Origin of the sequence: Halomonas sp. PA16-9, assembly GCF_009728585.1 — a bacterium.
GTDB classification, from domain to species: Bacteria; Pseudomonadota; Gammaproteobacteria; order Pseudomonadales; family Halomonadaceae; genus Vreelandella; species Vreelandella titanicae.
Genome location: NZ_CP040453.1, coordinates 80,816 through 96,935, shown reverse-complemented (window position 1 = coordinate 96,935; position 16,120 = coordinate 80,816). Strand labels below are relative to the sequence as shown.

Annotated in this window: 10 protein-coding genes and 2 pseudogenes; 8 read left to right on the top strand and 4 right to left on the bottom strand. The window is 59.5% G+C overall.

Going from position 1 to position 16,120, the window contains the following annotated elements:
* Positions 1 to 19 precede the first annotated feature (19 nt).
* From FDY98_RS25375 to FDY98_RS25350, 6 genes and pseudogenes are all read left to right on the top strand, one after another.
* Positions 20 to 2,065, top strand: a complete 2,046-nt coding sequence (locus tag FDY98_RS25375) for a hydantoinase/oxoprolinase family protein (protein ID WP_155706402.1) — start codon at positions 20 to 22, stop codon at positions 2,063 to 2,065.
* Positions 2,062 to 4,035 (top strand): hydantoinase B/oxoprolinase family protein, encoded by a 1,974-nt coding sequence (locus tag FDY98_RS25370; protein ID WP_155706401.1) that lies wholly within the window; start codon positions 2,062 to 2,064, stop codon positions 4,033 to 4,035. Before FDY98_RS25375 ends, FDY98_RS25370 begins: the two co-directional genes overlap by 4 nt.
* A 132-nt stretch (positions 4,036 to 4,167) precedes the next feature.
* Complete coding sequence (locus FDY98_RS25365; protein WP_340147112.1) at positions 4,168 to 5,190, top strand: helix-turn-helix domain-containing protein; 1,023 nt, start codon at positions 4,168 to 4,170, stop codon at positions 5,188 to 5,190.
* 69 nt (positions 5,191 to 5,259) lie between these two features.
* Positions 5,260 to 5,535, top strand: a pseudogene (locus FDY98_RS25360) (cupin domain-containing protein); the annotation flags it as partial.
* 140 nt (positions 5,536 to 5,675) lie between these two features.
* Complete coding sequence (locus FDY98_RS25355) at positions 5,676 to 7,154, top strand: NAD-dependent succinate-semialdehyde dehydrogenase (protein ID WP_155706399.1); 1,479 nt, start codon at positions 5,676 to 5,678, stop codon at positions 7,152 to 7,154.
* A 43-nt stretch (positions 7,155 to 7,197) separates the two neighbouring features.
* Positions 7,198 to 8,559 (top strand): aminotransferase, encoded by a 1,362-nt coding sequence (locus FDY98_RS25350; protein WP_155706398.1) that lies wholly within the window; start codon positions 7,198 to 7,200, stop codon positions 8,557 to 8,559.
* A gap of 77 nt (positions 8,560 to 8,636) precedes the next feature.
* On the opposite strand, the gene FDY98_RS25345 is transcribed toward FDY98_RS25350, so the two are convergent.
* A complete protein-coding gene (locus FDY98_RS25345; protein WP_155706397.1) occupies positions 8,637 to 9,656 on the bottom strand; it encodes a helix-turn-helix domain-containing protein in 1,020 nt (339 codons plus the stop codon).
* 288 nt (positions 9,657 to 9,944) lie between these two features.
* On the opposite strand from FDY98_RS25345, the gene istA reads away from it, so the two are divergent.
* Positions 9,945 to 10,592 carry an IS21 family transposase gene (gene istA, locus FDY98_RS25340; protein WP_340147136.1) on the top strand — a complete coding sequence of 216 codons (648 nt, stop codon included), beginning with the start codon at positions 9,945 to 9,947 and terminating at the stop codon, positions 10,590 to 10,592.
* 639 nt (positions 10,593 to 11,231) lie between these two features.
* Entirely contained in the window at positions 11,232 to 12,509 is a 1,278-nt protein-coding gene (gene ltrA / locus FDY98_RS25335) for a group II intron reverse transcriptase/maturase (RefSeq protein ID WP_196518201.1), read from the top strand.
* Positions 12,510 to 12,613: 104 nt separating this feature from the next.
* On the opposite strand, the gene FDY98_RS25330 is transcribed toward ltrA, so the two are convergent.
* The 3 genes and pseudogenes from FDY98_RS25330 to FDY98_RS25325 form a co-directional block, all read right to left on the bottom strand.
* The gene (locus FDY98_RS25330) at positions 12,614 to 13,024 is read right to left on the bottom strand and encodes an ATP-binding protein (protein WP_442908003.1); all 411 of its coding nucleotides are present in this window, start codon (positions 13,022 to 13,024) and stop codon (positions 12,614 to 12,616) included.
* A 26-nt stretch (positions 13,025 to 13,050) separates the two neighbouring features.
* Positions 13,051 to 14,268, bottom strand: a pseudogene (gene tnpC, locus FDY98_RS26385) (IS66 family transposase); the annotation flags it as partial.
* A gap of 331 nt (positions 14,269 to 14,599) precedes the next feature.
* On the bottom strand, positions 14,600 to 16,102 hold the full coding sequence (locus FDY98_RS25325) for a tripartite tricarboxylate transporter permease (protein ID WP_155706395.1): 1,503 nt from the start codon (positions 16,100 to 16,102) through the stop codon (positions 14,600 to 14,602).
* Between the last annotated feature and the right edge of the window lie 18 nt (positions 16,103 to 16,120).

Sequence of the window (16,120 nt, the reverse complement as noted above, 5' to 3'; positions counted from 1 at the left end):
GATAACAATGAGGTGACATATGCCTGATTTGAGAGTGGCGGTAGACGCGGGTGGAACCTTTACCGATGTGTGTATTTATAATTCATCAACCCAGGAGTTTCGTGTCACCAAGGTTCCGTCCACGCCAAACAACCCCATGCAGGCCGTAATTAACGGGGTCAAGCGGGGAGAGATCAAGTTATCGGATGTCGACCTTTTCTTCCATGGTACAACTGTTGCCACCAATGCCTTGATTACTCGGCGTTTTCCCAAGGCATCTCTGGTAACCACCAAGGGGTTTCGTGATGTGATCGAAATCCGCGATGGCACCAAGGATAACCTCTGGGACGCCTACGCGGATGTTAGCGGACCTTACATTCGCCGCCGGGACCGTTTCGAGGTTAGTGAACGGGTTGACTACGCTGGCAATGTAGTCACCCCGCTGGATGAAGGCGAGGCCCGTGCCCTGGCGCGCAAGCTTAAGCGTCGCGGCACCACGACCATTGCCGTCTGCTTCATGAACTCCTACGCCAATGCAAATAACGAGCAGCGCATGCGGGAGATTCTCGAAGAAGAAATGCCGGAGGCCAATGTTTCGACCTCTTCTGATATCCTGCCGGAGATATTTGAGCACGACCGCTTCAATACCGCGGTGGCGAATACGGTGCTGGGCCCACTGGTGTCGGACTACGTCAAGCAGCTCGATGATGAGTTGAGTGCGGGTGGCTACGACAACGACCTGCTATTGCTTCACTCTGGTGGCGGCTCTATGACCCCGGCCATGGCGAAGCACTTCCCTGTTCGTCTGGCAGCATCCGGTATCGCCGCTGGGGCGATCGCCGCCAAGCATATCGCCGAGCAGTGCGGTTATCAGAATGCTGTCGGACTTGATATGGGGGGTACTTCTACCGATATCTCGCTGATCCATGATGGTGAGTTGCGCGTTACCAAGCAGTGGGGAGTGGAGTATGGTCACCCCATCGTATTCCCGAGTATCGAGGTGCTAACCGTTGGTGCCGGAGGCGGCTCCTTGGCGCATATTGATATCGCTGGTGCCTTGCGCAATGGGCCGCAGTCCGCGGGTGCTGATCCAGGCCCAGCCTGCTACGAGCGCGGCGGCTCGGAGCCTACCAATACGGATGCCAACCTGGCGCTGAACCGTCTGGGTACCGTCCTTGCCGGCGGCGCACTCGAGCTGAACCGGGAAAAGGCGATCCAGGTTATAGAAGAGCGTGTTGGCAAGCCGCTGTCGCTAGGTACTGCAGAGGCGGCACATGCGGTCATCAAGGTGGCGAATGCTAACATGGCCGATGCGGTGCGGCTGGTGTCGATCCGCCGTGGCCTGGACCCACGTGATTTCGCCCTGATCGCATTTGGCGGTGCCGGCGCCCTACACGGTGCAGAGGTGGCCAAGGAGCTGGGTATTCCGGCGGTGATTGTGCCCCCCAACCCCGGGGTGACTTCGGCTATGGGGTGTCTGTTGGTGGATATCCAGCACGACCTCTCGATGATGTACACCGCGGCGGCGGATAGTGCCGATCTGGAAGATCTCGATCGCCAGTTCCGGTCACTGGAAGACGAAGCGGTGGACCGGCTGCGCCATGAGGGCGTCGCTGACGCCGATGTGGTCCTGCAGCGTGGCATCTCCATGCGTTATCAGGGGCAGTGGCGCTCTCTACAGGTGGCGATGGGCAGCGGCGACGCGTCACTCGAGGATGCCATCGAGATGTTCCACAAGGAGCATGAGCGGCAGTTCTCCTTTCGTCAGAATTCGCTTCCGGTCGAGATCTACCAGCTTCATCTTCGTGCCGTTGGCAAGACGCCCAAGCCGGCATTTCCGCGCAGCGAGCGTCAGCCTGGTGCTCAGGCAGAACCGCATGCCTACCGCGAGGTGTACTTCGAGGGGCAATGGCACCAGACACCGGTCTACGACCGAGCAACTCTGCCGATAGGGTTTGAATTCACTGGGCCCGCCATCATCGATCAGCTGGACTCCACCACTGTGGTACCGCCTGATACGGTGGCGTCGATCGATGAGTGGAAGAATATTCGCATTCAACTGATTCAGTCGGGAGAGGAGGCATGATCATGGCACATACAAACAAGGACAATGCTCTCGATCCGGTCACATTTGAAGTCCTCAAGAATGCATTCGCCACGAGCGTCGACTTGATGAGCGAGCAGATCCTGCGAACCTGCTACTCGTTCGTCATCTATTCACGAGACTTCTCCTCCGCGCTATGCGATGCTGAGGGCAACACGGTCATGCAGGGCAGTGGCGATATTGCGGTACACGTCGGCACCCTGCACTTCCAGTGTAAGGCGGTTCTCGAGGAGTTTTCGGGTGACATTCACCCCGGTGATGTCTTTGCTATCAACGACCCCTATCGTGGCGGTACGCACCTTAACGACGTCAGCTTTATTCGGCCGATATTTTCCGAAGGAGAGATTATCGGCTTTGCCCAGAACAAGGGACACTGGGCGGATATCGGCGGCAGCGTTCCGGGTTCCTTCGACGTCAATGCCAGCACCCACTTCAGTGAGGGGCTGCGTATCACGCCGGTGCGTGTCTGGCGCGCAGGCGTTTTCCTGCATGATGTTGCCCAGCTGCTGGTTTCCAATACCCGTGCGCCGGCTCAGGCCCTGGGGGATCTGCAGGCCCAGGCAGAGGCTACGGCGGTTTGTGAGCGTGAGGTTCTTCGCCTGGTCGATAAGTACTCCAAGGCCACTGTCGTGGCCGCTATGCAGGAGACCCAGGACTATGTTGAGCGGGTCGTGCTCAAGAGTCTGGCCGGAATGCCGAAGGGTGAGTGGGAGACGGTTGATTATATCGATGGGGACCCTGCCCTGGGCGAAGGGATGGTTCCCATTCGCATCAAGCTGACGCTGGATGGCAATGGAATTCACTATGATTTGTCAGGTTCGGCACCTGCTGTCTCCACCTTTCTCAACTCCTGCTACGGGACGACCCACTCCGCCATCTACGCGGGCACCAAGACCTTCTTCCCCGACGTTCCGCTAAACTCTGGCTTCTATCGCGCGGTGACGGCCAATATCGGTGAGGAGGGTAGCGTGGTGAACGCAGGCTGGCCCCATGCGGTTTCCGGTTTCTGCGCCGGCCCCTACGAGAAGGTCATGAACGGGATCTTCGAGCTTTGGAGCGGGGTCATGCCGGAGCGTGCCATGGCCTGTGCGTTCAACCTCGAGTACCTGCTGATCGGGGGCAATGATAGGCGCACCGGCAGCGGCGACTACTTCATGTGGTATGACTGGATGGCTGGCGGCTGGGGTGGGCGTCAGACCAAGGACGGTTCGTCCGCCACCTCGCCAGTATTCGGCACCGGGCTGGCGGTTCAGCCGGTGGAAGGGCAGGAGCGGCTGAACCCCGTGCTGACGATGTGCCACGAAATCATCATAGATTCAGCCGGGCCAGGCCGCTTTCGTGGCGGTTGCGGTGTCGAGAAGGGGGGCAAGCTGACCCAGGTCGACAAGACGGTGATGAGCTACTGCTGTGACCGCGGCCGTTCGGTGACCTGGGGAATAAATGGTGGACTGCCCTCCGTGCCGCACGGAGTGTGGCTCAACAAGGGAACGCCGGATGAGAAATACCTGGGTGTCACCTTCTCGAATGTGACGGTACGCTCCGGAGATACCTTCACGCGCCCCTCGGCGGGTGGCGGTGGCTTCGGTGACCCGTTGGAGCGCGATGAGGAAGCGGTGCTGGAGGATGTGATCGATGGCTATGTGTCTGTCGAGCGCGCCGAGCGTGACTATGGCGTGGTGATCCAGGTAAATGATCCTGATATCGATGACTATGAGATCAACGCCGAGCGCACCGCCAAGGCTCGTGAGTGGATCCGGACAAATCGGCGGGAGTGGCTGCAGACACCCCCTGAAGACGTCGCCAAGCAGTATCGAGATGGTGAGCTGAATGTCCTGGATGTGATTCGTCGCTACGGTGTGGTGCTGGACTGGGGCACCGGCGAGCTGTTGGAGAAGTCCACTCGACAGTATCGTGACTCTCTGGACAAGCGATCATCCAGTTTCTGGACCTGATATTGCGATTGCTAACGAGAACGGCGAGACTTCGTAGGACCCTGGCCCGATCAGGTCGGGCCGGGCCTCAGGAATCTCGCCTTCGTTGCGATACGCTCATATGCGGCGCGTGTACAGACAGAGAGGAATGGCATGAATACAACTACGACAATGCCAGGAGCCACTGAGCTGCCAGAAGTCGCTAGGCTGACAAGGGATGGTGGAGGCACAAGTCCCGACACACGGTTAATCTCAAACTCGCAGGATCGCTGGACTCAGATAATTTCCGATACTTACTTTCCATTGACGATAAATTACGGCGGCCATAAGGAAGATGCTTTCCAAGGGACGCTGAGGCTTTGGAAAGCAGAGGGAAGTAACTTCTCTCTATCGCGACTCACTTCTGACAGGGCTAAATACTCCCGGTCGCGTTCGCAGATTGTTGAGGATAGCCAAGCTTCGTTTTTGGTGACGATACCGTTACAGGCAAAGGTGTTCTTTTCCCAGCATGGAAGAAGCTTGAACTGCCCCCCGGGCCACTTCATCGTCGAACAGGGCGATGCCCCCTATCAGTTCGGCTATACGACACCGAATGACATGTGGGTGTTCAAGGTGCCCGAGGGGCCGATGAAGTCCCGCATTCGGCGGCCGGAGCGCTATTCGCAGCACTGCTTCTCCGCCCAGGAAGGCATCGGCTGTGCCTTCGTCGACTTCCTGAAGATCTGCTCGCAACATGTGAATGATTGCAGGGTGGAGGATCAGAGTCGCTTGTTCGAGCAGACCCTGAGCATGCTTTCGATGGTGTTAGAGCAAGACGAGCGGGTGCTGAATAGTGACCAGTCACATATGAAAACTGCGCACCTCATGCGAATCGAGCGCTATATCTCGGCCAACCTGGGCGATCCCGAACTTTCGCCCGCTCGAATCGCCAGTTTTTGCGGTATTTCCTTGCGTTATTTGCACAAGCTTTTTGCTGGATCGGGGTATACGGTTGGAGAATGGATACGCGCGCAGCGGCTGGAGGCTGCGCATCGTGAGTTAGAGACGCTGCCTGCGGGGGTCAATATCGGTGAGGTGGCCTACCGCTGGGGATTCACGGAGCAGGCACAGTTCAGCCGCGTGTTTCGTAGACGATTCGGCTATTCCGCTAGCGAACTACGGGATCGCCAGATGTGAGTGGCAGCAATGTGATTCGAAGACGGAAGCCAATTGTTCATCGTTGAAATAAATAAGGAGAATATCACTATGAAGAGAGTGCAGGCCGTGAGCCAAGTTCAAATTGACGATAATCAGGTGATCGTGACTCTCTGGAATTTCCCTCCCGGCTCGGAAACGGGCTGGCATCGACATGCCCATGACTACGTGATTGTCCCCGTTCAAGATGGTCATATGTTGCTTGAAACACCTGACGGCGAGAAAGAAGTTAGGCTGAAAGCCGGGGAGTGTTACAAGCGTGGAGAAGGAGTTGAGCATAATGTGATTAACATTGGGGAGGGGCCATTCTCTTTTGTTGAGTTGGACTTTGACCGTTTAGACTCAATTCGCAATGAAATGGAGGCGTACCCGACCGTTCCAGGCATGCTTGAGCGTGCTAGTCGGTCGAGGTTCGTCCCCGTTCGCGCACGCGGTTCGTGCGCCACCTCTGACCACTGGATCCTTCCATGACCAAACCCATCTCTCCGTTTCACCTGCTCAAAGACACCATGCTCCTGCGGACCGGCGCACTGATCAACGGCCAGTGGCTTGAAGGCGCGCGGCAGTTCGCGGTCACGGATCCGAGCACCGGCGCAAAGCTTGCCGACGTCGCGAACATGGGCGCAGAGGAAGCGGAGGTCGCGATTGCCGCCGCAGATGCCGCGCTGGGACCCTGGAAGGCTAAAACGGCCAAGGAGCGCAGCAACATCCTGCGCCGTTGGTTCGACCTGTTGATGGCCAATGTCGACGACCTCGCTCGCATCCTGACGGCCGAGCAGGGAAAACCGCTGGCCGAGGCGAAGGGAGAAGTCGCGTACGGGGCCAGCTTCGTCGAGTGGTACGCCGAGGAGGCCAAGCGGGTGGCTGGCGAGACCTTGCCCCAGTTCGACAACAACCGGCGGTTGTCGGTCCTGCGCCAACCCATCGGCGTCTGCGCCGCGATCACGCCATGGAACTTCCCCCTCGCCATGATCACCCGCAAGGTGGCTCCTGCATTGGCTGCAGGCTGCACCGTCGTCATCAAGCCTGCCGAGTTCACACCGCTGACGGCTCTTGCTGCGGCTGAACTGGCAGTGCGCGCTGGCATTCCGCCTGGCGTGCTGAACGTGCTGACAGCCGACAGCGACAACAGCGTGCAGGCCGGCAAGGTCTTCTGCTCCAGCGACAAGGTTCGCCACATCAGTTTCACCGGATCCACCGAGGTTGGCCGCATCCTGATGGCCCAAAGTGCGCCCACGGTCAAAAAGCTCGCGTTGGAACTGGGCGGCAATGCACCCTTCATCGTGTTTGACGATGCCGATCTCGTCTCGGCTGTTGAAGGCGCCATCGCCAGCAAGTACCGCAATGCTGGCCAGACCTGTGTGTGCGCCAACCGCATCTACGTGCAAGAGGCCGTGTACGACGCCTTTATCGACAAGTTCACCGCCAAGGTGAAGACGTTGAAGGTCGGCAATGGCTTTGACGAAGGCGTGGTGCAGGGGCCGCTGATCGAGCCCGCGGCGGTGGAGAAGGTGCAGCGTCACGTGGATGACGCAAAGGCCAAAGGCGCGCGGATTCTGGCCGGTGGCGCGAAGCTGCATGGCCAATTCTTCCAGCCCACCGTGGTGGCCGATGCGACCGCCGACATGCTCTGCGCGACGGAGGAAACGTTCGGTCCGCTGGCCCCGATCTTCAAGTTCAAGCACGAGGACGACGCCATCGCTGCAGCGAACAGTACGGAGTTCGGCTTGGCCAGCTACTTCTACAGCCGCGACATCGGTCGCATCACGCGCGTGTCCGAAGCCCTGGAATGCGGGATTCTTGGCGTGAATGCTGGCGTGATCGCGGCGGAGCACGTTCCTTTCGGCGGCGTGAAGCAGTCCGGGCTGGGCCGCGAAGGCTCGCGCCACGGCATGGAGGAGTACCTGGAGATGAAATACATCTGCATCGGTGATGTGCTGCGCTGACCGCAATTCCTGAAGAACCCATCAACTATCAAGTGAGAACCAAATGAACAGCAGCATCGCAAACAAGGATGTCGCAGCCCACCTGCACTCCTACACCAACCTGGCCCAATCGGGCCAGGTCGAGCCCCTGGTCATCGTCCAGGGCGACGGCATCCACGTCATCGATGAGAAGGGCCGGCGCTTCATCGAAGGCATGTCGGGCCTGTGGTGCGCATCCCTGGGGTTCAGCCACCCCAGGCTGATCGCGGCCGCGACCAAAGCGATGCAGACACTCCCCTACTACCACACGTTCTACCACCGCACCAACAGCGCCGTGGCACAGTTGGCCGAGCGGCTGCTGGAAGTTGCACCAGTGCCGATGGGCAAGGTGTTCTTCGCGAGCTCTGGATCGGAGGCCAACGACAGTGCCGCCAAGATGGTCTGGTACTACCACAACGCCATTGGTAAGCCCCTGAAGAAGAAGATCATCGCCCGCCGCAATGCCTACCACGGCGTGACCGCGGTGGCCGCGAGCATGGGTGGTCTGGCCAGCAACCACAACGACTTCGACCTGCCGATTGCTCCACGCTTCCTGCACACGGACTGTCCGCACCACTACCGCTATGGTTTGGCTGGCGAATCAGAAGAAGCGTTCGCAACGCGTCTGGCGCAGGTGCTGGAGGAGCAGATCCTGGCCGAGGGCCCGGACACTGTCGCGGCGTTCATCGCTGAGCCCGTCATGGGGGCAGGCGGCGTCATCGTGCCGCCCGCGGGCTACTTCGAGAAGGTCCAGGCCGTTCTGCGCAAGTACGACATCTTGATGATCGCCGACGAGGTCATCTGCGGCTTTGGCCGCACCGGCAACATGTTTGGTTCGACAACCTTCAACATCCAGCCGGACATCCTGACCTGTGCGAAAGGCTTGTCATCCGCATACATGCCGATCTCCGCCGTCATGGTCAGCGCCAAGGTCTACGAGGCGATCGCCGCCAACAGCGGACGCCATGGGACTTTCGGCCACGGCTACACCTACTCTGGCCACCCGGTTGCAGCGGCCGTGGCGCTGGAAGTATTGAAGGTTTACGAAGACGACAACATTCTGGCGCGCTGCCGGGATCTTGCGCCCCGCTTCAGTGGCGCACTTCGCAGCCTCGTGGAGCGCCGCTTTGTGGGCGAAGCACGAACCGTGGGTCTGGTCGGCGCTATCGAACTGGTGCAAGACAAGGTGTCGCGGGCGAGCTTTGCGCCGGATCGCAAAGCTGGCGTCAAGCTTGCGCAGTATGCGTTGGAAGAAGGCTTGATCGTGCGACCGCTCGGCGACACGATTGCGCTGTGCCCGCCGCTGATCATCGATGCTGGTCAGATCGACGAAATGTTCTCCCGCCTCAATCGCGCACTGGACCGACTGGAGCCAGAGCTGTCCTGAGAAAAGCGGCACGGCTCGCTCGCCGTGCCGCATCGCGCGCGTGGACTGCGGGCGTCGGCCGCCTGCAGGCCGCCTGATCAGTGGTGCGTGCGCGAAATCGCGCCGCTCGCGATCTCAATGCCTGCCACCGGCACTCGCCCAGCACCCCGAGCCATCTTAGGCGCGCGCAGTTCGCTCGGTGCCTGCCCAAACTTCTTGCGGAAAGCATTGGAAAACTGCGCGTGGTCGCTGAACCCCACCGCATAGGCAATTTGAGCGATGGAAGTTTGCGGCGCAGCTTTCTGCAGCATCTCGTAAGCGGACTGCAGTCGCTTCTCGCGAATCCACTGACAAACAGAAGCTTCGGCATCCTTGAATAGAAGGTGCAGATACCGCAGGGAAATTCCGCATGCTTGGGCAATGCTGTCCGGCGCCAGATCGGGATCGCACAGGTTCTTGCGCACGTATTCCTCAATCCGGGCCAAGTGTGCGTCGCGAACGGCGGACTGAGAGGACTGGAGTGCGTCAGGATGGCCCTGAAGACTTAGCGCGAGCAGATCCACGAAATGCGCGCCCATCAAGGCACGAACGTTCGCGTCATAGGCCATTTCACGGTGACGCATCGTGAGGCGGAAGTAGTCTCCAAGCAATCCGCCTACCCCTTCCTGTGCATCGTAGGAGCGCGCGCAGAAGCGCTTGGGTTCCCCAATGCGGGCACGCAACGAAGAAACTGGGATCTTCAATACCCACATTTCGTTGTGGCGGCTGTGTCCAAAAACGAACGGTTCTTCGCTCAGTTCCAATAAAAACTGGCCTGGGTCGCATCGGGTCGTGCGACCCAATTGGCTGAACTCAATCTCACTTTGGACTGGAAGAGTGACCAGCACTTGGCGCTCATTCGTGCTGCAGTCCTTCTGCACGCGCTTGTAGATGGCGCCATCGGAGGTCATGCAAGAGAGCTGGACAACCGACAAATCCCACGCTTCGAGAACTCCGTTGAAATGCTCTGAATTCTGATAAGACAGATGCATATCGAAATACGTGTCCGCAACCGCACGGTTCCAGTAGCCAAAACTTGAATTGCTGCGCTGTTCCAGTGTTGAAAATGTCTTGTCCATGCTTGCCTCTTCGATGCATGGGTCGCTGCGATGCAGCTGAACCACATGTGATTTTCACAGTTATGCATGGTTCATGCCTGCGGCGGGCCTTGGTATATACCCCTAGCTGGTGCGTTTGCAGGGGGCAGCGGGACCTCTTGCTCCAGATCGGTGCATCGAAGAGCTTATGAGTGCAGACGGATTTCTTATCAATCAGTCTGCAGTTATGTGTCAGGCGACACGACAAACTGCCCCCCTGACGACACGAGGAATTGACCCCCTTCGTGGAAGGAGGTCGAAGTGCAAGAGATGGTCAAGCAAGCTCCCCGGTCCAAGTGGATCGAAGGGAGGCAGGCGATGCAAGCGCCTGAGGACGTTCAAACGATGCTCAAGCTGGCATCGCTAGGCTGGGGCGCCAAGCGCATCAGCCGCGAGTTGGGTTGCAGCCGCAACACGGTGCGCAGCTACCTGCGCCAGGGAGGCTGGCAGCCATACCGGTCACCGCAGCGCCCTGGCCGGCTGACGCCCTACAGCGAGTGGCTGACCGAGCGGTTCCGCCAGCACCGCGGCAACTGCGATGTCGTGCGCCAGGAGTTGGAGCGCGAACACGGCGTGACGGTGAGCCTGCGCACCGTCGAGCGCGCCGTGGCGCACCTGCGGCGCGAAGTGCTTGCCCAGACGGCGGCGACAGTGCGCTTCGAGACGCCGCCAGGCCATCAGTTGCAGATCGACTTTGGCACCGTGCGTGTGCCCATCGACGACGAGCAGATCAAGGTTCACCTCTTCGTGGCAACGCTGGGCTACTCGCGCCGCACCTACGTGGCCATGTTCCTGCACGAGCGCCAGTCGGCTTGGCTACAGGGTCTGGAAGGCGCGTTCCGACACTTCGGCGGCACCACCCGCGAGGTGTTGATCGACAACGCCCGAGCGCTCGTTGTCAATGGCCATCAAAACTGACCCACCAGCGGTCAACAAAATTGAGTGCGCCAGGCAAAGCCTGGTCATCCGGGAAACCGAGGAGGTGGAAAGGATGAATTGAAACCCAGTGGGTGCAAGTCCCACCCGGCCAAGGCTAGCCACCAGCCGGTAGCGAGTGTTGCGTGGTGTCGGGTAACCGCCACTGCGAAGCGTACACAGCGAGTGGATAGGCCGTGTGATTGAGCCTCGAAATGTTGATCTTTGTGGTCGCCGACATCCTTCAATTGATGGAAGGCAACATGATCCTGCCGTACGGCTTGGCAGGGAAGGGCCGCCGGGGTCGAAGAGCAGGGCATGTCCACACAGGGGTTTCCCAGGAACCTGGGAGGCCCGCCTTTCTCCCCTGAGAGGTAATGAATCAGGCGCGGGGCTGCCTGTCTCGAAAGCTCCCGGTCCGGTGCTGTGGTGCCTGACGGTAGCGGAAGCAAACAGCAGGCACTTAGGGGGTACGGCCAGGCGACCATAAGGAGCCAGCCGGAGGGAAGGGCGGGAGTCGGAGTTGCTCATAGTACCGAAGAAGGCGGGGAACCGACTCGACGGGACCCGTTGGAGGGAAGGGGCGACCAATCATCAGAACTGCACGAGGGCAACATGACAGGTGCACAGGAACCTGAGGTCATGTCCACGAAACAAGTGCGGATAGCAGCGCTGGCAGAGCGCTTCCCGCAGCGTGCCTTCACGTCACTGGCGCACTACATTGACGCCCAGTGGCTGAAGACGGCCTACCTGATGACGCGCCGGGATGGCGCCGTCGGGATCGATGGCCAGACGGCGGACGACTTCGCGCGCGGCTTCGAGGCCAACGTCCAGCGACTGCTGGAAGCGGCCAAGAGCGGCCGCTACCGAGCGCCGCCGGTACGGCGTGTCCATATCCCCAAGGGAGATGGGCGCACCACACGGCCGATCGGTATCCCCACCTTCGAAGACAAGGTCCTGCAGCGTGCCGTGGTGGCCCTGCTGGAGCCGCTCTACGAGCATGACTTTCTGGACGGCTCGTACGGCTTCCGGCCGGGACGCTCGGCACACCAGGCTGTCGAGACGGTGAGGAACAGTCTGATGTCGATGGGAGGCGCCTGGGTCATCGACCTGGACATCAGGGCCTTCTTCGACACGATCGACCATCAGCACCTGCGAGCGTTTCTGCAGCAACGAGTGAAGGACGGGGTGATCCTCCGCCTGATCGGCAAGTGGCTCAAGGCCGGGGTATTGGAGGCCGGGCAGTGGCAGAAGGGAGAGATCGGTAGCCCGCAGGGCGGGGTGATTTCCCCCTTGTTGGCGAATGTCTACCTCCACTATGTGCTGGACGAGTGGTTTGAGAAGGACGTCAAGCCGCGTCTGCGAGGACGAGCGTTCTCGGTGAGGTTCGCCGATGACGCCATCCTGGCATTCAGCAATGAAGCCGATGCCCGCAAGGTGCTGGAAGTGCTACCCAAGCGCTTCGCGCGCTTCGGCCTCACTCTGCACCCGACCAAGACTCGGCTGGTGCGGTTCCGACCGCATCGGGAGCGGCGTGCCGAGACCTTCGACTTCCTGGGCTTCACCTTCTACTGGGGCAGGTCCAGACGCGGTCGCCTGATCATCAAGCAGAAAACGGCCAAGGATCGGTACAAGCGCGGCCTCAAGCGAATCTCGCTATGGTGCCGAGCCAACCGTCACCGGCCGCTGCGAGAACAGCACCGTCAACTCTGTCGGAAGGTCACTGGGCATTACGCGTACTACGGGATCACGAACAACATCGAAGCTCTGCAGCGCTTCGTCAACGCGGTCCGGCGTATCTGGATCAAGTGGCTCCGGAGGCGCTCGCAGAAGGGATGGTTCTCGTGGGAAAAGGCAGCGCAGCTGCTGTCGATTCTCCCGTTACCGTGCGCCAGGATCATTCACCGTTTTACCTGGTAGCGAAACTGATGGTTGAGGAGCCGGATGCGTCAATCGCGCACGTCCGGATCTGAGGGGGGCCGGGACGAGCAATCGCCCGGTCTACCCGACCCCACCCGTGATCGTCAGCTGAGCGTCTTCTGCTTCAGCCGGTAGCTCTCCCCGCCCAGCAGGTAGAGGTGCGAGTGGTGGATGATCCGGTCGACGATAGGCACCGCCACGTTGTCGTCGTGGAAGAACTCCCCCCAACTGGTGAAGTCCTTGTTGGTGGTGATGATCAGCGAGCGGTGCTCATAGAACCGGTTGATCAGCTGGAACAGCGCGTAGCGTGCCTGCCGGCTCATCGGCAGGTAGCCCAGCTCATCGATGACTAGGGCGTCGACCTTGGCGAGCTTGTGCAGCATCTTCTTCAGTTCGCCCTTCATCTCGGCCAGCTCCAGCTCCTCGACCAGGTCCAAGGCGTTGCGGAACAGCACCCGGTAGCCGGCTTCGATGGCCTTCTGCCCGATACCGATGCTCAGATGGGTCTTGCCCACCCCGGCGGGCCGATGAACACCAGGTTCTCGCGGTTATCGAGGAAGGCGAAGTCCAGCAGGGCGTTGATCTGGCGCTTGGTGAGGCGTTCCAGGAGGTTGCGCGACTTGGTGCGCTTGGCCCGGCCTCGCGTTCCAGGTGGCGGTTTCATCGGCGGGGGGCACTCGGCGTCCCCTTTCGCTAGGCAATCTCGATAGCGCTGCCGCCAGGCTCGGGTCTCATCGGCCGAGAGGCAGCCGTCGGCCACCTCCACGGCGCGATGCATCTCCAACAACAGGTCATGCAAGGCCTTGGCCCATGCCTGGCCATCGTTCTCCCAGGCCGCTGTCAGCTCCCGAAGGTGGTGCGCATTACAGAGCGCGTGCCGGCAATCCGGATAGCGGTAGTAGGGCTTCCAGTGATCATGCACCAGCACGCCACGCACGAAGGGCAATACGCCGATGGCGTCCATCGCTTCCTGGCCGCGCTTGGGGTGCGGGGCCAACCAGGTCAGGGCCTCGTTGGAGGCGCTGTGTAGCCAGTAGCGTTTGCCACCGACCTGCATTCCGGTTTCATCGGCATGGACGGTGGCTGCTTCACGTAGCGCCGGGATCACCCACTCGGCGAACGCCTCGGCCCGCTGGTAGGCCTCCTGGTTGAAGGCGAACAGGGTGCCGGTGCTCAGCGACAGGCCGCACTGCGAGGTGAGCAACTCGCGGATACGCGCATAGGGCAACAGCTGATACTGGGAGAGATAGACGACATGCGCCTTGAGGCGAGGGCCATACTGGATGGGGCGAGTCACGCCCTCGGGGAATGGCGCCACGTAGCGTTGCCCCTGATCATCTTCGAGGACCTCAGCCTGATATTCGGTGACCACGGCCTGGATTACGATGTCCTGCACTTGGCGCGTTTCGACGCCGACCGGGCGGTAAGAACGCCCCTTGGGGAGTTGCCGACGATCGACACGGAGCTTGACCACCTCGTCGGGGTCCGTCACCGGCGCCAACGTCTTACCCTCATGCCCTGGCTGTCCGCCGGGGCGCCGCTCGCCTTTGGCGCGCGTGCGGCGCTGGCGGTTGGGGTCCTGGGACGGTGGCTTGCTGCTGTTGCGGCTGCTGGTGGCCAGTCGGTCGGCCATCAGCTTGACCAGCAGCATCAGGACATCGATGGCCGCACGCAGCGACGGCGAGACCGTCTGGTCTTCCTTGAGCTGCTGCCGGACCCGCTCCAGGGCCTCGTCGACGTTGATATCGCTGATGGTCATATCACCGCATAGGTGTGCCGAATGATGCTGTACACTATGCCAGAAAAATCAGCTGGTTGGCGATACCCCATTCGCAGCCACCTGAATAGTTACAATGCGATGAACCTAATAAATGCGCCACTCAACATGTGCGCAATTGCCAGCACCACAATACCTGCAAGCAGGTGACTAGTCCATTTGGTTGTAACCAGATCTCTTCCAAAAAATTTCACCGGCAATCAGCCTCCCTGGCAACAGGAGAGCCGGCCTCAAATGGTGGCCGGCTCGATTCCCTTACGCACCGGTCGATCCCACCGACCGGTGCAATATCACGGGCACTATGCCCTTGGCATCATGTACTGGACTCATCTACGCTTCGTTTCGGTTCTTTGCGTGCCGTAATGAAGCGATAGATGGCCAGCGAAATGGAGCCGACCGTTAGGGCAATAAAGAACCAAGTGATCGGACCGCGCACAAAGATCGACAGGTCATTGGAGCCAATCAGCAGTGAGCGTCGCAGATTATCTTCGAACATCGGACCCAGGATAAAGCCAATCAAGAAGGGAGCTGCTGGTATCCCGGTACGATTGAACACATAGCCGAGCAGCCCAAAGGCCAGCATCAACCACACATCGAAGGTATCATTATTGACCGCATATGCCCCATACACACAGAACATCAGCACGATCGGAAAAAGAATCGCCTTGGGAATATCAGCAATCAGCGAAAAATAGCGAATTGCTGCGTTACCAACGAACAGCAAGATCACTGAACTCAGCATGATTCCCAGGAACAGCGCATAGATCAGAGGGAGATTTTCCTGGAACAGGATCGGTCCCGGCGTCAAGCCATGGACCATGAAGGCACCCAAGATAATGGCCGTAATGACGTCACCGGGAATACCCAGCGACAGCAGCGGAATCATGGTGGCACCAGCCACGCCGTTGTTCCCCGCCTCTGAGGCGGCAACACCTTCCACCTCTCCCTTCCCAAACTTATCGCGATTGGGGGAACGCCGCTTGGCATCACTGTAAGAGATGAACGCTGCCGCGGTAGCGCCTGTCCCAGGAATAGCGCCAATCACCACGCCAATCAGGCTACCACGAACAATGCTCTTGATGCTTCGCTTAAACTCAGCCATTGTCACCCCGACGCCGCTCGCCTTCGCGCGCAGGTGCGGGACCACTTTCTTTCGGTAGAATTCGATAATCTCAGGAATCGCAAAAAGCCCAATCAACAGCGGAATGAACGAGATACTGTCCATCAGGTTATAATTATTAAAGGTCAGCCGCTGAGAGCCAAACACTGAATCCAACCCTACCAATGAGAGCAGGATGCCCAGCAGGGCCGCAATCAGCCCCTTGATCATGGAGCCACTGGCCAGCGATATAATGATGGTCAGTGAGAAGCAAATCAGCCAGAAAAACTCTGGGGCACCAAAGTTGAGCGCTATCTTGGCCAGATAGGCGGCAAAGAAGATGAGCGCAATATTAGAGATAAAGTCTGCAATGACGGAGGAGTAGAGCGCCATCTTCAGCGCTTTTTTCGCATTACCCTGCTGTGCAAGCGGATAGCCATCCAGCAGTGTACAGGCCGATGCCGGCGAACCCGGCGTACGGATCAGAATCGCGGTAATCGAACCGCCATACATGCCCCCCTTATAAATCCCCACAAGCAACAGGATGGCGGCCACCGGCTCCATGGAGAATGTAAAGGGTAGTGCCAGGGCCACCGCCATGGTGGCGGTAAGACCGGGGATCGAGCCGACGGTGACACCGACCACCACCCCTACGGCTATCGCGATAAAGTTCTCTGTCGCAAGGAATAACTGGAGTACTTCAGTAATATTATCCATATCTCACCAGATCTTGAG